Annotated in this window: 17 protein-coding genes; 10 read left to right on the top strand and 7 right to left on the bottom strand. The window is 63.7% G+C overall.

The annotated features are described in order from the left end of the window. Positions 1 to 32 precede the first annotated feature (32 nt). The 7 genes from denD to NN662_RS19445 all read left to right on the top strand — a co-directional run bounded on the left by denD (position 33) and on the right by NN662_RS19445 (position 7160). Positions 33 to 1019, top strand: coding sequence for a D-erythronate dehydrogenase (gene denD, locus NN662_RS19475; protein WP_261932080.1), 987 nt, complete (start codon positions 33 to 35; stop codon positions 1017 to 1019). Next, positions 1016 to 1792, top strand: a complete 777-nt coding sequence (locus tag NN662_RS19470; RefSeq protein ID WP_261932079.1) for an SDR family oxidoreductase — start codon at positions 1016 to 1018, stop codon at positions 1790 to 1792. Before denD ends, NN662_RS19470 begins: the two co-directional genes overlap by 4 nt. A gap of 103 nt (positions 1793 to 1895) precedes the next feature. Next, on the top strand, positions 1896 to 2963 hold the full coding sequence (locus tag NN662_RS19465; protein WP_261932078.1) for an ABC transporter ATP-binding protein: 1068 nt from the start codon (positions 1896 to 1898) through the stop codon (positions 2961 to 2963). A 165-nt stretch (positions 2964 to 3128) separates the two neighbouring features. Further along, entirely contained in the window at positions 3129 to 4439 is a 1311-nt protein-coding gene (locus tag NN662_RS19460; protein ID WP_261932077.1) for an ABC transporter substrate-binding protein, read from the top strand. A gap of 80 nt (positions 4440 to 4519) precedes the next feature. Then, positions 4520 to 5464, top strand: coding sequence for a carbohydrate ABC transporter permease (locus NN662_RS19455; RefSeq protein ID WP_410010990.1), 945 nt, complete (start codon positions 4520 to 4522; stop codon positions 5462 to 5464). 10 nt (positions 5465 to 5474) lie between these two features. After that, a complete protein-coding gene (locus NN662_RS19450) occupies positions 5475 to 6374 on the top strand; it encodes a carbohydrate ABC transporter permease (protein WP_261932076.1) in 900 nt (299 codons plus the stop codon). A 39-nt stretch (positions 6375 to 6413) separates the two neighbouring features. Further along, complete coding sequence (locus tag NN662_RS19445; protein WP_261932075.1) at positions 6414 to 7160, top strand: SDR family NAD(P)-dependent oxidoreductase; 747 nt, start codon at positions 6414 to 6416, stop codon at positions 7158 to 7160. A gap of 85 nt (positions 7161 to 7245) precedes the next feature. On the opposite strand, the gene pdxA is transcribed toward NN662_RS19445, so the two are convergent. Next, positions 7246 to 8217, bottom strand: a complete 972-nt coding sequence (gene pdxA / locus NN662_RS19440) for a 4-hydroxythreonine-4-phosphate dehydrogenase PdxA (RefSeq protein WP_261932074.1) — start codon at positions 8215 to 8217, stop codon at positions 7246 to 7248. Between the two features lie 182 nt (positions 8218 to 8399). Here pdxA and NN662_RS19435 point away from each other — a divergent pair, with 182 nt between their 5' ends. Both NN662_RS19435 and NN662_RS19430 read left to right on the top strand, forming a co-directional pair. Then, positions 8400 to 9482 (top strand): four-carbon acid sugar kinase family protein, encoded by a 1083-nt coding sequence (locus tag NN662_RS19435; RefSeq protein WP_261932073.1) that lies wholly within the window; start codon positions 8400 to 8402, stop codon positions 9480 to 9482. Positions 9483 to 9500: 18 nt separating this feature from the next. Then, positions 9501 to 10250 carry a FadR/GntR family transcriptional regulator gene (locus tag NN662_RS19430; protein WP_261932072.1) on the top strand — a complete coding sequence of 250 codons (750 nt, stop codon included), beginning with the start codon at positions 9501 to 9503 and terminating at the stop codon, positions 10248 to 10250. Here NN662_RS19430 and NN662_RS19425 read toward each other — a convergent pair. From NN662_RS19425 to NN662_RS19400, 6 genes are all read right to left on the bottom strand, one after another. Further along, positions 10237 to 11286, bottom strand: a complete 1050-nt coding sequence (locus NN662_RS19425; protein WP_261932071.1) for an Ldh family oxidoreductase — start codon at positions 11284 to 11286, stop codon at positions 10237 to 10239. The two genes, NN662_RS19430 and NN662_RS19425, sit on opposite strands and share 14 nt — an antisense overlap. A 2-nt stretch (positions 11287 to 11288) precedes the next feature. Further along, positions 11289 to 12254, bottom strand: a complete 966-nt coding sequence (locus NN662_RS19420; protein WP_261932070.1) for a phosphoglycerate dehydrogenase — start codon at positions 12252 to 12254, stop codon at positions 11289 to 11291. Continuing rightward, a complete protein-coding gene (locus NN662_RS19415; RefSeq protein ID WP_261932069.1) occupies positions 12254 to 13135 on the bottom strand; it encodes a dihydrodipicolinate synthase family protein in 882 nt (293 codons plus the stop codon). The genes NN662_RS19420 and NN662_RS19415 overlap by 1 nt, the downstream gene beginning before the upstream one ends. An 18-nt stretch (positions 13136 to 13153) precedes the next feature. Then, positions 13154 to 14632: a tripartite tricarboxylate transporter permease gene (locus NN662_RS19410; protein ID WP_261932068.1), complete on the bottom strand. Its 1479-nt coding sequence runs from the start codon at positions 14630 to 14632 to the stop codon at positions 13154 to 13156. A gap of 70 nt (positions 14633 to 14702) precedes the next feature. Then, complete coding sequence (locus NN662_RS19405) at positions 14703 to 15662, bottom strand: Bug family tripartite tricarboxylate transporter substrate binding protein (RefSeq protein ID WP_261932067.1); 960 nt, start codon at positions 15660 to 15662, stop codon at positions 14703 to 14705. A 36-nt stretch (positions 15663 to 15698) separates the two neighbouring features. After that, complete coding sequence (locus NN662_RS19400; protein ID WP_261932066.1) at positions 15699 to 16178, bottom strand: tripartite tricarboxylate transporter TctB family protein; 480 nt, start codon at positions 16176 to 16178, stop codon at positions 15699 to 15701. A gap of 413 nt (positions 16179 to 16591) precedes the next feature. On the opposite strand from NN662_RS19400, the gene NN662_RS19395 reads away from it, so the two are divergent. Next, positions 16592 to 17716, top strand: a complete 1125-nt coding sequence (locus tag NN662_RS19395) for an iron-containing alcohol dehydrogenase (RefSeq protein WP_261932065.1) — start codon at positions 16592 to 16594, stop codon at positions 17714 to 17716. Positions 17717 to 17742: the final 26 nt, after the last annotated feature.

The following is a 17742-nucleotide window of genomic DNA, read 5'->3' as shown; positions in this document are numbered from 1 at the left end:
GCGGCGCTGAACGGCAGGGAGGAAAGCCGGACATGCATGTACTCGTGATTGGCGCAGCCGGCATGGTTGGCCGAAAGCTGGTGGAGAAATTGGCCTCGGACCAATCGGTGTTCGGCTTTGAGGTCTCCCGGCTGACGCTTGCCGACGCCTTCGAGCCTCCGGTTCCGCCGGCGTTGCAAGGCATTGCGACGGCGCTGACCATGGATCTGGCGACGCCCGGCGAGCCAGAAAAGCTGATCGCCGGGCGACCCGACGTCATCTTCCATCTGGCCGCCATCGTTTCCGGCGAGGCGGAAGCCGATTTCGAGAAGGGCTATGCGGTCAATCTCGACGGCAGCCGCATGCTGTTCGAGGCGATCCGTCATGAGGGTCTGCGCGAACCCTATACGCCGCGCGTGATCTTCGCCTCGTCCATCGCCGTCTTCGGGCAGCCGTTCCCGGAAAAGATCGGGGACGAGTTCTTCACCACGCCGCTGACGAGCTACGGCACGCAGAAGGCGATCACCGAGCTTCTGCTGGCCGATTACACCCGCAAGGGCATCTTCGACGGCATCGGCATCCGCCTGCCGACGATCTGCATCCGTCCCGGCAAGCCGAACAAGGCCGCGTCCGGCTTCTTCTCCAACATTCTGCGTGAGCCGCTGGTAGGCCAGGAAGCGGTGCTGCCGGTCGACGAGAACGTCCGCCACTGGTTTGCGAGCCCGCGCGCCGCAGTGGGCTTCTTCGTCCATGCCGCCCGGATGGACACGAGCCGCATCGGCCCGCGCCGCAACCTGACCATGCCTGGCCTTTCGGCGCTGGTTGGCGAGGAAATCGAGGCGCTGCGCCGCGTGGCGGGCGACAAGGCCATCAGCCTCATCCGCCGCGAGCGGGATCCGGTCATCGAGAAGATCGTCGACGGCTGGCCGACCAATTTCGATGCCCGCCGCGCCAGCGAACTCGGCTTCAGGGCCGAGACGAGCTTCGACGACATCATCCGCATTCATCTTGAAGACGAACTTGAAGGTAGCCACGCATGACGCAGAGGGGTTTCGACGTGAAGGGCAGGATCGCGCTGGTGACCGGTGGCGGCACCGGTGTCGGCAAGGCCATGTCGCGCGCCTTGAGCACTGCCGGCTGGCGCGTCGTGATCGCCGGCCGCCGCAAGGATGTGCTGGACAAGGCAGCATCCGAGCTTTCCGCTGAAACCGGCGGCGAAGTGGTGGGTATTGCCGCCGATATCGGCGATCCGGCCTCCGTTCGGGCGCTGTTCGACGAAATCGAGGGCAAGTTCGGCCGGCTGGATCTGCTAGTCAACAATGCCGGACGGTCGAACTCGTCCGTGCCGCTGGAGGAGATCAGCTTCGAGGAGTGGTCGAGCGTGGTCGCCGCCAACCTGACCGGCGCGTTTCTTTGCACCCAGCAGGCGTTCCGGTTGATGAAGGCGCAGACCCCGCAGGGCGGTCGGATCATCAACAACGGTTCGATTTCGGCCACGACGCCGCGTCCGAAGTCGGCGCCCTATACCGCGACCAAGCACGCGATTTCCGGACTGACCAAGTCGTCGGCGCTCGACGGTAGGCCGTTCGACATCGCCTGCGGACAGATCGATATCGGCAATGCCGCGAGCGACATGACCGCGAAGATGAGCGGTGGCGTGCCGCAGGCGAACGGCGAGATGGCCAGCGAGCCGACCATCGATCCGATGCTGATTGCCGACGCCGTCGTCTACATGGCCGGGCTGCCGCTCGATGCCAACGTGCTGACGATGACCGTCATGGCGACGAAAATGCCGTTTGTCGGCCGGGGATAGCCCGGCCGCGCAGAGACTTACATAGCCCGTTTCGTCCGCAGGCGGCCAAGGTCGCGGGATGGAGGGGACGGGCGGACCGAATTGCATCTTTGGGAGGAGACGCATGGCAGAAGTCCAGTTTGCCGACGTGAGGAAATCATTCGGCGCATTCCCCGTCATCAAGGGGGTCAACATCGACATTCAGGACGGCGAATTCGTCATCCTCGTCGGGCCGTCGGGGTGCGGAAAGTCGACGCTGCTGCGCATGCTGGCCGGCCTGGAGAATATCTCCGCCGGGCAGATCCGCATCGGTGGCCGGGTGGTCAACAGCCTGCCGCCGAAGGAACGCGACATCGCCATGGTGTTCCAGAACTATGCGCTCTATCCGCATATGACTGTCGCACAGAACATGGCGTTCTCGCTGATGCTGGGCGCCGCGTCCAAGGCCGAGATCGACGAACGCGTCAGTTATGCCGCCGGCATTCTCGGCCTGTCCAACCTGCTCGACCGCTATCCGCGCCAGCTGTCCGGGGGGCAGCGCCAGCGTGTCGCCATGGGCCGGGCGATCGTTCGCGATCCGCAGGTCTTCCTGTTCGACGAGCCGCTCTCCAATCTCGACGCCAAGCTGCGCGTGGCCATGCGCGCCGAGATCAAGGAACTGCATCAGCGGCTGAAGACGACGACGGTCTACGTCACGCACGACCAGATCGAGGCCATGACCATGGCCGACAAGATCGTCGTCATGCATGACGGCATCGTCGAGCAGATCGGCACGCCGCTGGAGCTTTACGACTATCCGGCCAACCTCTTCGTCGCGGGCTTCATCGGCTCGCCGGCGATGAACATGATCAAGGGCAAGCTCGATCCGCAGGACGCCTCGGTCTTCGTCGCCGAGGACGGAACGCGCCTGCCGCTGCCGCGCGCCTTTTCGTCGGCCGCCGGCAAGCCGCTCATCTATGGCCTGCGCCCCGAATACATCCGCCTCGATGCCGCCGGCATCCCGGCGGAGGTGGTGGTCATCGAGCCGACCGGCTCGGAGACGCACATCATCATCAGCTTTGGTGGCGGCGAGGTGACCTGCGTCTTCCGGGAGCGGGTGACCGCCAAGCCGGGCGAGAAGATCAGCATTTCGATCGATACCGAGCACGTCCACCTCTTCGACGAGGAGAGCGGCATGAGGCTCGTCGACTGATTGCGTGACGGCGGGTCGCCTTAAGGAGGGAAGGGAGCCCTCTTTACGGCGAAACCGGCAGGCGGAACCTCCGTCCGACCGGCTCCGCCCCGCGATACCAGGCCTGCGCCATCCGGGAGAGCGCATGCCGCAGCACTTGCATCCCGGCTTTTGAGGAGGAGCATGATGACGATTAAGAGAAGAACATTTCTCGCAAGCACCGCCGGCCTTGCCGGCATGGCGGGCCTGCACGGACTTGGCTTCCGGCCTGCCTTCGCGCAGGAGCCGACCTACACGCCGGAGCCGGGCGCAAGCCTGAGGCTCCTGCGCTGGTCGCCCTTCGTGCAGGGCGACGAGGACGCCTGGCTGGCGAACACCAAGAAGTTCACCGAAGCAACCGGCGTCGAGGTGCGCATCGACAAGGAAAGCTGGGAGGACATCCGTCCGAAGGCTGCCGTTGCCGCCAATGTCGGCTCCGGTCCGGACATGGTGCTGTGCTGGTTCGACGATCCGCATCAGTATCCCGACAAGCTGGTCGATCTGACCGACCTCGGCAACTATCTCGACGGCAAGTATGGCGGTTTCTATGACGGCCTGAGAGGCTATGCGACCCGTGACGACAAGTTCATCGCCTTGCCGCTGGCAGCGATCGGTAACGCCGTCTGCTACCGTCAGAGCCACATGGAAGCGGCCGGCTTCAAGGAATTCCCTAAGGATACCGACGGCTTCCTGGAACTGGTCAAGGCCATGAAGGCCAAGGGCACGCCGGCAGGCTTCGCCCACGGCAAGGCCGTCGGCGACGGCAACAACTACGCCCATTGGCTGCTCTGGAGCCATGGCGCGATGATGGTCGACGAGAGCGGCAAGGTGGTGGTCAACTCCAAGGAGACCATCAACGCGCTGAACTATGCCAAGGCGCTCTACGAGAACTTCATCCCGGGCACGGAAAGCTGGCTCGACATCAACAACAACCGCGCCTTCCTGGCCGGCCAGGTGTCGCTGACGGCCAACGGCGTCTCGCTCTACTACGCTGCCAAGAAGGATCCGGCGCTGGCCGAGCTTGCCGCCGACATCCGCACCACCAACTTCCCGATCGGCCCGGTCGGCAAGAGCGTGGAGCTGCACCAGACCACCCAGGCGATCGTCTTCAAGCACACGAAGTATCCGGAGGCCTGCAAGGCCTACCTGAAGTTCATGTACGAAGCCGATCAGATGAACGCCTGGATCCAGGGCTCCAGCGCCTATTGCTGCCAGCCGCTCAAGGCATTTGCCGACAATCCTGTCTGGACTGCCGACCCGATCCACGCGCCTTACGCCCGTGCGTCGGAAACGCTGCGCCCGAACGGCTACGCCGGTCCGCTCGGCTATGCATCGGCCGCCGTCATGGCCGACTATGTCGTGGTCGACATGTTCGCCTCGGCCGTCACCGGCGCCATGACGCCGGAGGAAGCCGCGGAACAGGCCGAGAAGCGGGCAAACCGCTACTACCGCGTCTGACCCGTCAAAGGGCAATCGGTGGGGGCGGCATATCCCGTCGCCCCCGCCGCATGACAAGAGACAATCGAGGCGGAGACAGCATGTACACGATTACCGACGCAAACGACGCGACCGCGCGGGCGCCGCTCCTGTCGCGGCTGGGCTCGAACAGGAATGCCATGGGGCTTCTGTTCATGGTGCCGGCTGCGGCCTTTCTTCTGGTCTTCCTGACCTATCCGCTGGGGCTCGGCGTGTGGCTCGGCTTCACCGACACGCGCATCGGCCGCCCGGGCATCTTCATTGGCCTGGAAAACTACCAGTTCCTGTTCAGCGACAGCGTCTTCTGGGAATCGGTGTTCAACACGGTCCTATACACCACCGTCGCCTCGGTGCTGAAATTCGCGCTCGGCCTCTGGCTGGCGCTGATCCTCAACGAGAAGCTGCCGTTCAAGTCCTTCTTCCGCGCCATCGTGCTTCTGCCCTGGGTCGTGCCGACGGTTCTCTCCGCGCTCGCCTTCTGGTGGATCTACGACGCACAGTTCTCGATCGTGTCCTGGTCGCTGATGAAGCTCGGGCTGATCGACACGCCGATCAATTTCCTCGGATCGCCCAACAATGCCCGCGCCTCGGTGATCGCCGCCAATGTCTGGCGCGGCATCCCCTTCGTGGCGATCTCGCTTCTGGCCGGCCTGCAGACCATTCCGGCCTCGCTGCAGGAGGCCGCCTCGCTCGACGGCGCCACCAGCTGGCAGCGCTTCCGCTATGTGACCCTGCCGATGCTGACCCCGATCATCGCCGTCGTGATGACCTTTTCGGTGCTCTTCACCTTCACCGATTTCCAGCTGATCTACGTGCTGACCAAGGGCGGGCCGGTCAACGCCACGCATCTGATGGCGACGTTGTCCTTCCAGCGCGGCATTCCGGGCGGACAGCTCGGCGAGGGCGCGGCGATCGCGGTGGCGATGATCCCGTTCCTGCTCGCCGCCATCATGTTCTCATTCTTCGGCCTGCAGCGTCGCCGCTGGCAGCAGGGCGGCGACGAGTAAGGAAAAAGCCATGACCAGCAAACTTGCAAAAATCCCGGCTGACCTCGTCGATGACGCAGAAGGCATGAGCTATCTCAACCGGCTGCCGCGACGGATCGTGACGATCTACCTGCCGCTGGCCATCTTCGTCTTCGTGCTGCTCTTCCCGTTCTACTGGATGGCGATCACGGCGATCAAACCGAACGCGCAGCTGACCGACTACGACCACTACAGTCCTTTCTGGGTGGTGGGGCCGACGCTCGAGCACATCAAGTATCTCCTGTTCGAGACCTCCTATCCGGGCTGGCTGTGGAACACGATGGTGATCGCCACCTCGGCGACCTTCCTGTCGCTCGCGGCGTCCGTGTTTGCCGCCTATGCGATCGAGCGAGTGCGCTTCAGCGGCTCCCGTCCGGTCGGGCTGATGATCTTCCTCGCCTATCTGGTGCCGCCGTCGATCCTGTTCATTCCACTGGCCTTCATCGTCTTCAAGATCGGCATCTACGATTCCAAGTTTGCGCTGATCCTGACCTATCCGACCTTCCTCATTCCCTTCTGCACCTGGCTGCTAATGGGCTACTTCCGCTCGATCCCCTTCGAGCTCGAGGAAAGCGCGCTGGTCGACGGCGCCAACCGCTGGCAGATCCTGACGAAGATCATCCTGCCGCTCGCGGTTCCGGGGCTGATTTCGGCCGGCATCTTCGCCTTCACGCTGTCCTGGAACGAGTTCATCTACGCGCTCACCTTCATCCAGTCGTCGGAGAACAAGACGGTTCCGGTCGGCGTGCTGACGGAACTCGTGCGCGGCGACATCTTCGAATGGGGATCGCTCATGGCAGGCGCGCTGTTCGGCTCGCTGCCGGTGGTGATCCTCTATTCCTTCTTCGTCGACTACTACGTTTCGTCCATGACCGGCGCGGTCAAGGAATAGCCATATGTTGAAACAATTTCAGATATTTCGGAGGCATTCTTGAATCAGTATGATTTGAACGGGCAGCACGCTATCGTGACCGGCGGCGCCCAGGGGCTTGGATTTGCCATGGCCAAGCGGTTCGTCGCCTCCGGCGCGACCGTCACGCTCTGGGACATGAACGCGGAACTGCTGACCTCGGCCAAGGCGGCGCTCGGCGGCGCAGCGCGCACGGTGGTGGTCGACATCACCGATCAGTCAGCCGTCGAAGCCGCGCATCGTGAAAGCGAGGCCGAGGGCGGACCGGTTTCCATTCTCGTCAATTCGGCCGGCATCGCCGGACCCAACGCGACGGTTGCGGATTACGACGTCGACATGTTCCGCAAGATCATCGACATCAACCTCGTCGGCACGTTTCTCGTGAACCGGGTCTGCGTACCCGGCATGAAGGAACGCAATTACGGGCGCATCGTCAACATCGCCTCGATTGCCGGCAAGGAAGGCAATCCGAATGCCTCGGCCTATTCGGCGTCGAAGGCGGGCGTGATCGGTCTGACGAAGTCGCTCGGCAAGGAACTGGCCAAGCACGACATCGCCGTCAACTGCATCACGCCGGCGACGGCCCAGACGCGCATCCTCGACCAGCTGGCGCCGGAATTCATCGAATACATGCGTTCGAAGATCCCGCGCGAGCGTTTCCTCGAGGTCGATGAAGCCGCCGCGATGGTGACATGGCTGGTCTCGAAGGAAAACAGCTTCACCACGGGCGCGGTTTTCGACCTTTCGGGCGGTCGGGCGACCTACTGAAGAACTCCTTTGCCCTCCCGGCAAAGCGGACTCCCGGATCGCGGCATCTACGGCACTAGATGTCCGCGGTCCGGGAGTTCGGCTGTCAGGCCGCCAGCTTGCGGGCGTATTCGAGCGCTGAAAGCATGTTGACGTGATTGGCGATACCCTTGCCGGCAATATCGAAAGCCGTCCCGTGATCGACCGAAACGCGGTCGATGGGCAGGCCGAGCGAGCAGTTGACGGCGGTATGGAAGGCGATCAGCTTGATCGGGATATGGCCCTGGTCGTGATACTGCGCCACCACGAGATCGAAGGCGCCCTGATAGGCGCGGTGGTAAACGGTATCGGCCGAGATCGGGCCGACGACATTGATGCCTTCAGCCTTGGCCATTTCAACGCCCGGAACGATCTGCAGGTCGTCCTCGCGGCCGAAAAGGCCGTTTTCGCCGCAATGCGGATTGATGCCGGCGACCGCGATGCGCGGGTTTTCGACGCCCATGCGGCGGAAATGATTGTAGCCGGTGCGGATCGTCGCCGCCACGCGTTCAGGCGTGGCCCGGTCGATCGCATCCTTGAGCGAGACATGGGTGGAGACGTGGATGACGTTCAGACGCTCCGATGCGAGCAGCATCCATGAAGACTTGCAGCCGGTCAGGTGCGCCAGCATGCCGGTGTGGCCGTCATAGTGGTGGCCCGCCGAGTTCAGCGCTTCCTTGTTGATGGGGGCGGTGACGATGCCCGCGGCCGTGCCGGCGGCCGCCATGTCGACGGCGGTCTTGATGAACTGGAAGGAGGCTTCGCCGCAGCGCGGCGACAGGACGCCGAATTCGCCCGGCAGACCTTCAACCGGCACGTGAACCACTCGGACACCGCCTTCGGCGCCCGCTTCGAAGGAGAGATCGAGACCACAGGCGGCCCGGGCGCGCTCAAGCGTCGGCAGGTCGCCGATGATCGCGTAGCGGCTGCGCTCGGCGGCAGGCAGGGTCGCGAGCGCCTTCAGCGAGACTTCCGCCCCGACGCCGGAAGGGTCGCCCATGGTGATGACGAATGGCGCGCCGGCGGTGGTACTGGTCATGATGCACTCCTGTTTTGAAGACAGGCTATTTGCCTCATAAATTTACAAAATGTCAACATCGCATATGATTGTTGATTTATTGATTTCATTGTTATTTTCAAATTTAACGTTGGAAAATATCACTTGTTTTGACAAATTTGTCTAGGTACGGTGTGCGTCAATTGAAAGGGTAACTGACGACCATGACAAGACTGCTGATCATCGCGGACGACCTGACGGGTGCGCTCGATAGCGCGGTTCCGTTTGCAGCGCGTGGCCTCAAAACGATGGTTGCCCGCCGTCCGGAAGATCTCGAAAGCCTGTTGCATGGCGATGTCGACGTTGCGGCCGTGTCGACGGCTTCACGCGAAGGCAGCGAGGCGGATGCCCGTCGAGCGGTCGCCCGCATTGGGGCGCTTGTCCGCGCAATGGCCGCTCCTGCTCCCCGTCTGTTCAAGAAGGTGGATTCGCGTCTCAAGGGACATGTCGCGGCCGAGGTGGAGGAAGTGGCCCGGCTCGGTGGTGCCTCAAGGGCCATCGTCTGCCCGGCGATACCGACCCAGGCGCGGACGGTCGTTGCCGGCTTCCTGCGGGGCAGGGGCGTTTTGGAGCCGATTGACATCGCGGCGCGATTGGCAGGATCCGGCCTCTCCATCAAAGCGCCGGATGCCGCCGACAAGGCGGATCTCGCTCGGATCGTTGCGGAGGCGGGCAAGGAGGACCTGCTTGTCGGCGCAGCCGGACTGGCGCTCGCGCTCGCCGATGAGATGGCGCCGGCAGATGCGACGGATCGCAGGGCGCCGCGGCTTGCCGCACCGGCCTTGCTTGCCTGCGGTTCCCGCGACCCGATCACGCTTGCCCAGCTCGAGCGTTTGCGCGCCGTGGCGCGGCCGAACTGGATCGAGGCGCCCAACGGCACGCTGCCAGACGATGGAGATCCGGCCGTTAGGTCCTTGACGGTTCTGCAGATGACCGCCGGCGCGGCTGCCATCGACGGCCACGAGGCCGGCCATAACTTCTCGGCCAGCGTCTGTCGGCTGACGCAACAGGATATCCGCTCCCTGCTGTGCTGCGGTGGCGAGACTGCCGATGCGGTGCTGGGCGCGTCGGGCGTCGGCGTGATCACCCTTGTCGGCGAGCTTTCCCCCGGCGTTCCGGCCGGGATGGTGCGTCTCGGTGACAAAAACATTCTGCTGGCCACCAAATCAGGTGGCTTCGGGGATGTGGACTGTCTGCTGCAGATCGCGGAAGACATTGATTTTCCGAACGCCTGCGAGATAGACTGATCGCAAAAGGAGCCATCCATGTCGGTTGCCAATTCGTCAGACGATGCAGACAAGAACGCGCGGTCAAAAGCGAAGCCGGCGCTCGCCGAGCGTGTCTATCACATGCTCTATGCCCGCATCTCCAATGGCGACTACGCGGCCAATTCCAAGCTTCCGCCGGAGGTCAATCTGAGCGAGGAATTCGGCGTATCTCGGCCTGTATTGCGCACGGCGCTGGAGCGGCTGAGGGCCGAAGGCCTCGTCTATTCCCGTCAGGGCGCAGGCAGCTATGTGCGCGCACCGCAGGGACAGGCTCTGGGCTTTGCCAAGGTCGAGACGATTGCCGATATACAGCGCTGCTACGAGTTTCGAATCAATCTCGAAACCGAAGCCGCAGGGCTCGCAGCCCAACGCCGCAGCGACGACAACCTCAAGTCGATGGAGGAAGCCCTGAGGCTTATGGATGCCGCCACGCTTTCCCACCAGCACCGTGAGGATGCGGACTTCGCCTTCCACCTGGCGGTGGCGGCAGGCGCGCGCAACCATTACTTCGAGGCGTCGATGCGGGCGTTGCGCGAACACATCGCCGTCGGCATGAAGATGCACGGCAAGTCGCTGATGTCGGATGGCCCGAAGGGGCTGCAGGACGTGTTCAAGGAACACTCGGCGATCTTCACCGCCATCAAGGCCCATAATGTGGAGGCCGCGCGGACCCTGATGCGCGACCACCTCGTTCATTCGCGCGATCGCCTGTTTGGCGGCGCGCTCCTGGACCTCAGCCGTTCCTAGGTTCGGGCGCGGCCACGCCCAGTTTTTCTGCCGCTGAGACCAGCGCCGGCCAGATGCCGGGGTGGAAGACGACGCCTTCGGCTTCCGCCTTGCGCTTGCGCGCAAGCGCCGCCTGACCCGGCAGACGCACCGGTGCGTTCGGGTCCAAAGGCGTTGAAGCCTTGCAGGCATCCACCAGCCAGCTGGTCTGCTTCAGGAAAGCATCGCTGCCGCCGAAAGCCTCGGGGTCGTAGACGCTGATGGTGACGGCGGCGTTCGTGCCCTTCGGCGCATCGGCGCGGCCATAGCCGGCGAGCCCCTGTGTGATGGCCTCGACCGACAGAGCCATGCCATAGCCCTTTTGGCCATGATCCAGCCCGCCGGTCGGCAGCAGCGTGCCGCCGCGCGTGACGGCCTCAGGGTCGTCGGTCGGCGTTCCGTCGGCTTCCATGACCCACTTCTCGGCATAGCGCCTACCCTCGCGGATCATGCGCTGGGCCATGTTGACCGTGGTGATGGAGGCGGAAATGTCGATCAGGATCGGGTCGCCCGGCGTCGGAATGCCGTAGGCGACCGGGTCGGGAGTAAAGACGCCAGTCCGGCCGCCGAAGGGTGCCACCTGCGCGCCGGACGGCGACGACGAGGCGATCGACACCATCATGCCCTGATCCGTCGCGATCTGCAGATAGGCGGCAAGCGCGCCAATGTGATGGCTGTCGCCGATCACCAGCGTCGCCGTGCCGAATTGCCGTGCCCTGTCGACAGCGAGCTTGACGCCCTGCGACGTCAGCCAGGCGCCGGGCAGCCGCTTGCCTCGCCAGCAGATCGCCGGTCCCTTGTCGGAGACGACCTCCGGCTCGCCGTCGCAGGTGACCACACCGTCGGCGATGCCCTGCAGATACCAGGGGGCGAGTGCCAGTCCGTGGGTTGTGTGGCCCATGGCATCGGCTTCGACCAGATAGGTCGCAACGGCTGCGGCCTTTTCCCTTGCGAGACCGGCCGCGGAGAAGACGTCGGTCGCAAAGCCGACCAGCGCGGGAATGGGGAAATGGTCCATGATCAGCTTTCGAAGACGTCCGGGTTCAGCACGCGGCGCGGCTTTCCGCCAGCCATCAGTTCCTCGATGTCGGCAATGTTCATCAGGCCGACATTCTCGACGGCCTCGACCGTGTCAGCGCCCGAATGCGGCATGAAGACCACCCGGGGATGCGAGAAGATCGGATGCGTGGTCTCCGGCGGCTCCTTGATGTAGGCGTCTATGCCGGCTCCGCCGAGACGGCCTTCGTTCAAGGCTTCGGCCAGCGCGTCGAGGTCGACCACCTCGCCGCGGGCGAGATTGAGCAGGCGGGCGGTCGGCTTCATCAGCCGCAGCTTGTCGGCATTGATCAGCGAGGCATTCCCGGCACCGCCGAATACGTGGAGCGAGACATAGTCGGCGCGGCCGAGCAGATCGTCGAGGTCCACGAGTTCGATGCCGTTGTCGGCGGCGAAGGCCTTGTCGGCATAGGGATCGGTGGCGACGACGGTCATGCCCATGCCGCGCGCCATGCGGGCGAGCGATCTGCCGATATTGCCGAGGCCGACGATGCCGAGCGTCTTGCCGCCGATCTGGCTGCCGACCTTGCGGTCCCAGCCGCCGGTGACGACGCTCTGGTGGCCGGCCGGGATATTGCGGGCAAGCGACAGCATCATGCCGACGGCGAGTTCGGCAACCGCATCGGCATTGGCACCGGGCGTGTTGGCAACCGGCAGCCCCCGGGCGGTGCAAGCGGGAATGTCGATATTGTCGACGCCGACGCCGTGCTTAAGGACGGCTTTCAGCTTCGTCGCACCTTCCAGCATCTGGGCGGTCACCGGCACGAGGCCGACGACCATGTAGTCGGCGCGGGCGATGTGGGCCGAAACCCCGCCGTCCGGCAGGCTTGTGTCGACGCAGCGGATCAGTTCCCAGCCAAGCTCCTTCAGGCGCTCCGGTACGCGGCCATGCTTGCCGAAGCCCGGCGATGTGGTCAGGATGACAGTCATCAGGCGCGGCCGTACTTCTTCAGGATTTCAAGGACCTTGGCGTCCTGCTCGGCGTTCGGCAGCAGGGCCGGCTGGCGGCTGGCGCCGACGGAGCTGTCCATGAGGAAAAGCGAACGCTTGACCAGCGCCGGCGGGAAGCCGAGTGCGTAAAGATCCGTGCGGAAATTCGTGTAAATTTCCTGGTTTCGGAGGGCTTCTTCGCGATCGCCCTTGTTGAAGGCGTTGATGATATTAGCAAGCACGTCTGGCAGGACGTTGCCAAGGCCGGAAATGCAGCCGGCGGCGCCGTTTTCCAGCGACCAGAGCACAAGGTGGTCGGGACCCGAGTAGACGTCGAAGCCCGGCATTTCGCGGCCAACGGCCATGTAGGCGGCGAGCGTTTCCTGAGCGCCGCCGGAATCCTTGATGCCGGCGATGTTGCCGTGCGCGGCGAGCTTGCGGGCCGTTTCCGGCTCGATGTGGTTCTGGGTGCGGGCCGGAATATCGTAAAGGTAGATCGGCGTGTTGACGGCGTCGGCGACCGTCGAGAAGTGCCGGATCAGCCCCTCCTGCGTGCAGGCGATGAAGAACGGCGTGATCACGGCGATGCCGTCGACGCCGATGCGATCGAATTCGCGGGAGAGTTTCACGGTCTCGAACGTCGCCGGCATGCCGGCATTGACGATCACCTTCACCTTGCCGGCCACTTCGTCGACGACTTCCTCGGTCAGCCGAACCTTCTCCTCGAAGGTCAGCGCGCTGAAGTCGCCGTTCGTTCCGGCGCACAGGATGTTGTTGCCGGCGGCAATCTGGCGGCGGACCTGGGCGCGCGTCGCCTCGTAGTTGATGGTCTCATCTTCGTTGAAGCAGGTGACAAGGGCGACATAGGCCGATTTGGACATGGGTGTACTCCTTGAGACTCAGGCGGCGGACGTCTTGGCGCGGCGGGCCTGGATGAAGGGAAGGGCGAGCGAGACGATCGACAGGCCGAGGAAGAGAAGCGTGATCGGGCCGGAGACGAAGGCGAGCACATCGTCGCCGGTCTGCAGCAGGCCGCGGCGCAGATTGGCTTCCGCCAGCGGGCCGAGGATCAGCGCGATGCAGAGGGCAGCCTGCGAGAAGCCGTATTTCTGCATGCCCCAGCCGAGAATGCCGAAGCCGACCATGGTGTAGAGATCGACCGGGTTGAGGTTGATCGCAAACGAGCCGATGAAGCAGAAGACGACGATCGACATCGTCAGGATGCGACGCGGCACGAGCAGGATCTTCGAGGCGATCGGGATCAGCAGCATGCCGAAGATGAACATGAAGAGCGTCGCGATGAACGTGCCGCCGAAAATGCCGACGATGACGTCCGGGCGCGACTGGAACAGCATCGGTCCGGGCGCCAGGCCCTGGATCATCAGGCCGCCCATCAGGACGGCGGTGACCACGTCGCCGGGAATGCCGAGGGCGAGAAGCGGAATGAGCGCGCCTGCGCAAACAGCATTGTTGGCGCTTTCCGTCGCCGCCACACCCGGTGCATACCCCGTGCCGAAAAGATGCGGCTTCTTCGACGTGCGCCGTGCCTCATTATAGGAAATCCAGGATGCGGTGCCCGAGCCCGTGCCCGGAATGATGCCGATGATCGTGCCGATGATGGAGCCGCGGACCAGCGCATTGGCGCTTTCGCGCATGTCGCGGCCGGACGGCCAGCGGCCGGAAACCTTTGCCACCGTGCCGTCGCTGCGACCGAGATGCTCGAGCTGGGTGAAGACTTCCGAAAGCGCGAAGAGACCGATCAGCGCCGGCGTGAAGGAAAAGCCCGACGCGAAGCCGGATACGCCAAATGTGTAGCGCAGGACGCCGGAAATCGGATCGGCGCCAACGCAGGAGATCAGCACGCCGAGGCACCCGGAAATGGCGCCCTTCAGAAGATCGCCCGAGAGCGACGCGATGATGGTGAGACCGAAAAGCGAAAGGGCGAAATATTCCGGCGCACCGAACTTCAGCGCGACGGTTGCAAGCTGCGGGGCGAGCGTGGCCAGCACGATCGAGGCAAACAGGGTGCCGACAGCAGACGCGATCGTCGCCATGCCGAGCGCCTTGCCGGCCTCGCCCTTCTGCGCCATCGGGTAGCCGTCGAGAACGGTTGCTGCGGAAGCCGGGGTGCCGGGCGTCCGCAGCAGGATCGCAGAGATGCAGCCGCCATAGATGCCGCCGATATAGATGCCGATGAGCATGTTGATGCCCATCACCGGCGCCATGCCGAAGGTCAGCGGGATCAGCAGGGCAACGCCCATGGTGGCCGTCAGGCCGGGCAGCGCGCCGATGACGATGCCGCCGAGCGTGCCGAGTGCGATCGCCCAGAGGACGTCCGGGTGGAACAGCGGAAGGAGGTAGCTGAGATATTCCATCATGCGGAGCTCATCATGTCGTGAAGCCGGGGCGGTGTTGCCGCCCCGGCGGGAGAATTGCGGCGGACCGGACTTACTTCTTGTTCATCTGGTACATGCCCAGATCCTTGATGACCGCCTCGGCCGTGTCGCTGTCCTTGCGGGCGCGCTTTTCATATGCGGCGGCATCCTCGTATTGGATGAACTCGCCCATATCCTTCATCTTCTTCTGGAATTCCTCGTCCTCGACGGCGGCCTTGACGCCGGCGCGCAGGATTTCGAGGTCTTCAGCCGGGATGCCCTTCGGACCGATGATGCCCTTCCAGGACGACCAGGTGAAATCGACGCCCTTTTCGACGGCCGTCGGCGTGTCGGGGAAGATGTCGATGCGCTTGTCTTCCTCGACGAAGAGCGGCTTCACGGTGCCGGCATTGACCTGCGCCAGCGCTTCGGCCGGGGAGGCCACCATCGCCTGGATGTGACCGCCCGCGCAGGCCGCCATGGCTTCGGAAGAGCCGCCGAACGGCACGGATTCGACCTTAATGCCGGCGGCCTTGGCAAAGGCTTCCGTAGAAATGTGGTTTGCACCGCCGGCGCCGGAATTGCCGATCTGCGGCGCCTTGTCCTTGGCGTAGGCCATGAAGCTGTCGAAATCGGTGAACGGTGCGTCCTTGCAGGCGATCATGACCTGCAGGTTGCGGCCGACGAGACCGATGAACTCGACGTCATCGATCGTGTAGTCGGCGCTGCCGAGGTGCGGCAGGAGGGCGAGAGGGCCCTGCGCGCCGGCGCCGACCGTGTATCCGTCCGCACGAGCGTGAACCGCGGCCGAGGTGCCGATCGCACCACCGCCGCCAGGCTGGTTGCGCACGATGACGGTCGCGCCGTCCATATGGCGCTGCATGCTTTCGGCGAGCAGGCGCATGGAAAGGTCGGTGCCGCCGCCGGCGGAATACGGAACGATGATCTGGATCGGGCGATCCGGGAACGCGTAGGCGGTGGTTGCGGCAAGTGTGCCGGCCAGTGCTGCGGCCAGGGCCAGGGTCTTTTTCATGGTAGTCCTCCTCGATGAATGGGAAATGTGGTCAGGTCAGGGAAGCCAGACCTGAAGGAAATGCGTGAAGCCGAACCAGACGGCGCCGGTGATGATGGCGGGCAGGATCAGGAACATCAGCGGCTTGCGCTCGCCCATCAGCAGCATGCCGATGACGAACACGGCGTAGGTCGCCGGCAGGTATCCCACCGGCATGAAGGCGGCGGAATAGGCGACGAGCATCGCGGCAAAGATCCAGATGCGCCGCAGATTGCGTTTTCCGAGGGCGGCATCTTCCTCCTGCTCCGTCGTCACCGGCCCGACTTCGGGGCTTGCTGCCGCGGCAGCCCGGCGGGCACGCATCAGCAGCGCAATGGACAGAAGCACGATTGCGGCGATCATCAGCCAGGGGAGAAAGGACGGGCCGGCGACCGTACCGACGCTCTGGCCACCGATCCTCAGGCTGCGCCATGCTGCAAACGCAGAGAACGCCAGCAGGCCGCAGCCAATGACCGCATCACTTCCCAATTTTCGCATTCTTACTCCCTGACGCCGCGCGAACGCATGTGCGCGGCTCCTCTTTTGTTGGCCGGATCATGGTGACAAATCGTAAATATGTCAACTTATTCTGGAAAAGATCGATTATTTTCTGTGCATTTCGTCCTCTTTTCCATTCGGATTGCGTCCGCTCGTGATCTGGATGTATTCTATAAGATATTGAGATATAACAATTATATTTCGGATCCCGGCATTTTGAGGCGGCTGACCTTTGGCGCCTGCTCCGGCTTTCATTTCTCATTCTTATGAATTGACAAATATGTAAATTCTGCCTTAGTTGTAATCCACGAATGGGGAGGAAATGCGCCTGGCGCGATGGTTCTAAGCCAACTTGTCAGCGGTTTCCCAAATGTCAGCGCGCTCGAAGACGCGCATTATCTGGAGAGTGATTCATGCTTGCCCTCAATCATCCGTTGGAAATGTTGCGGCCGCCGATCGTTCAGTTCGGCGAGGGCACGCTGACGAAGCTGGCCGCCTGGGTGGAAGCCCATGGCTACCGCAAGCCGTTTGTCATCGCCGACACGGTCAATGCCGCGCGTCTTCATGTGCTTGGACTTGGCGACGTCGCCTGCTTCGGCACCGTTAAGCCGGAACCGGATCTCCCGAACCTGATGGAGGCGGTTCATGCCGCTGAGGCGGCCGGCGCCGATCTCGTCATCGGCTTTGGCGGCGGCTCGGCTATGGACCTTGCCAAGCTCGTTGCGGTGATGGCCGGCAGCGGCAAGGCGCTTTCCGACATTTCCGGCCCGCACCGTGCTCCGGCCCGCACCCGCGGCCTGGCGCAGATCCCGACCACCGCCGGCACCGGCTCGGAAGTGGGCACACGGGCGTTGATCACCGATCCCGCGACGCAGAACAAGGTGGCGACCGAAAGCGTCTACATGCTGGCCGACATCGCCATCATCGACCCGGAGCTGACTGCCACTGTGCCGCCCTTCATCACGGCCGCCACCGGCGTCGATGCGATGGCCCATTGCGTCGAGGCCTATACCTCGAAGCGCGCTCATCCGCTGATCGACGACTATGCGCTGCGCGGCATTGAGCTTGTCGGCGCGAACCTGAAGCGTGCGGTCGAAGACGGCTCCGACATGAAGGCGCGCTCGGCACTGGCGCTGGCCTCCTTCTATGGCGGTATCTGTCTCGGCCCGGTCAACACGACGGCCGGCCACGCGATCGCCTATCCGCTCGGCACGCGCCACAAGATTGCCCATGGCATCGCCAACGCGCTCATCTTCCCGCATGTGCTGGCGGTCAATGCGGCCGCGGAGCCGGAAAAGACGGCGCTGGTCTGCAAGGCGCTGGGCTTTGAAGGCGGTTCTGCCGAAGCGGTGCTGAAGGGCGCTCAATCCTTCTGCGAAGGTCTGGGTCTCGACATGCGCCTGCGTGCGCACGGCGTGCCCGAGGACGACCTTGCCAACATGGCGCGCGAGGCCCATGCCATCCGCCGGCTGCTCGACTGGAACCCGGTCGATCTCAGCGAGCAGCAGATTCAAGAGATCTATCACCGGGCCTGGTGACCGGCAACCGTCACACCATTTCTTCC

Origin of the sequence: Rhizobium sp. NRK18 (assembly GCF_024385575.1) — a bacterium.
Taxonomy (GTDB): Bacteria; Pseudomonadota; Alphaproteobacteria; order Rhizobiales; family Rhizobiaceae; genus JANFMV01.
The sequence above is the reverse complement of the archived record's forward strand: the minus strand, read 5'-3'. Positions and strand labels throughout refer to the sequence as shown.

What these genes read in the sequence shown, in the direction of transcription:
- NN662_RS19410 (WP_261932068.1), bottom strand. Translation starts at nt 14,632, where the DNA reads ATGATGGAATATCTCAGCTACCTCCTTCCGCTGTTCCACCCGGACGTC.
- NN662_RS19460 (WP_261932077.1), top strand. Translation starts at nt 3,129, where the DNA reads ATGACGATTAAGAGAAGAACATTTCTCGCAAGCACCGCCGGCCTTGCC.
- NN662_RS19470 (WP_261932079.1), top strand. Translation starts at nt 1,016, where the DNA reads ATGACGCAGAGGGGTTTCGACGTGAAGGGCAGGATCGCGCTGGTGACC.
- NN662_RS19425 (WP_261932071.1), bottom strand. Translation starts at nt 11,286, where the DNA reads ATGGACCATTTCCCCATTCCCGCGCTGGTCGGCTTTGCGACCGACGTC.
- denD (WP_261932080.1), top strand. Translation starts at nt 33, where the DNA reads ATGCATGTACTCGTGATTGGCGCAGCCGGCATGGTTGGCCGAAAGCTG.
- NN662_RS19400 (WP_261932066.1), bottom strand. Translation starts at nt 16,178, where the DNA reads ATGCGAAAATTGGGAAGTGATGCGGTCATTGGCTGCGGCCTGCTGGCG.
- NN662_RS19465 (WP_261932078.1), top strand. Translation starts at nt 1,896, where the DNA reads ATGGCAGAAGTCCAGTTTGCCGACGTGAGGAAATCATTCGGCGCATTC.
- NN662_RS19455 (WP_410010990.1), top strand. Translation starts at nt 4,520, where the DNA reads ATGTACACGATTACCGACGCAAACGACGCGACCGCGCGGGCGCCGCTC.
- NN662_RS19415 (WP_261932069.1), bottom strand. Translation starts at nt 13,135, where the DNA reads ATGTCCAAATCGGCCTATGTCGCCCTTGTCACCTGCTTCAACGAAGAT.
- NN662_RS19450 (WP_261932076.1), top strand. Translation starts at nt 5,475, where the DNA reads ATGACCAGCAAACTTGCAAAAATCCCGGCTGACCTCGTCGATGACGCA.
- pdxA (WP_261932074.1), bottom strand. Translation starts at nt 8,217, where the DNA reads ATGACCAGTACCACCGCCGGCGCGCCATTCGTCATCACCATGGGCGAC.
- NN662_RS19435 (WP_261932073.1), top strand. Translation starts at nt 8,400, where the DNA reads ATGACAAGACTGCTGATCATCGCGGACGACCTGACGGGTGCGCTCGAT.
- NN662_RS19430 (WP_261932072.1), top strand. Translation starts at nt 9,501, where the DNA reads ATGTCGGTTGCCAATTCGTCAGACGATGCAGACAAGAACGCGCGGTCA.
- NN662_RS19420 (WP_261932070.1), bottom strand. Translation starts at nt 12,254, where the DNA reads ATGACTGTCATCCTGACCACATCGCCGGGCTTCGGCAAGCATGGCCGC.
- NN662_RS19395 (WP_261932065.1), top strand. Translation starts at nt 16,592, where the DNA reads ATGCTTGCCCTCAATCATCCGTTGGAAATGTTGCGGCCGCCGATCGTT.
- NN662_RS19405 (WP_261932067.1), bottom strand. Translation starts at nt 15,662, where the DNA reads ATGAAAAAGACCCTGGCCCTGGCCGCAGCACTGGCCGGCACACTTGCC.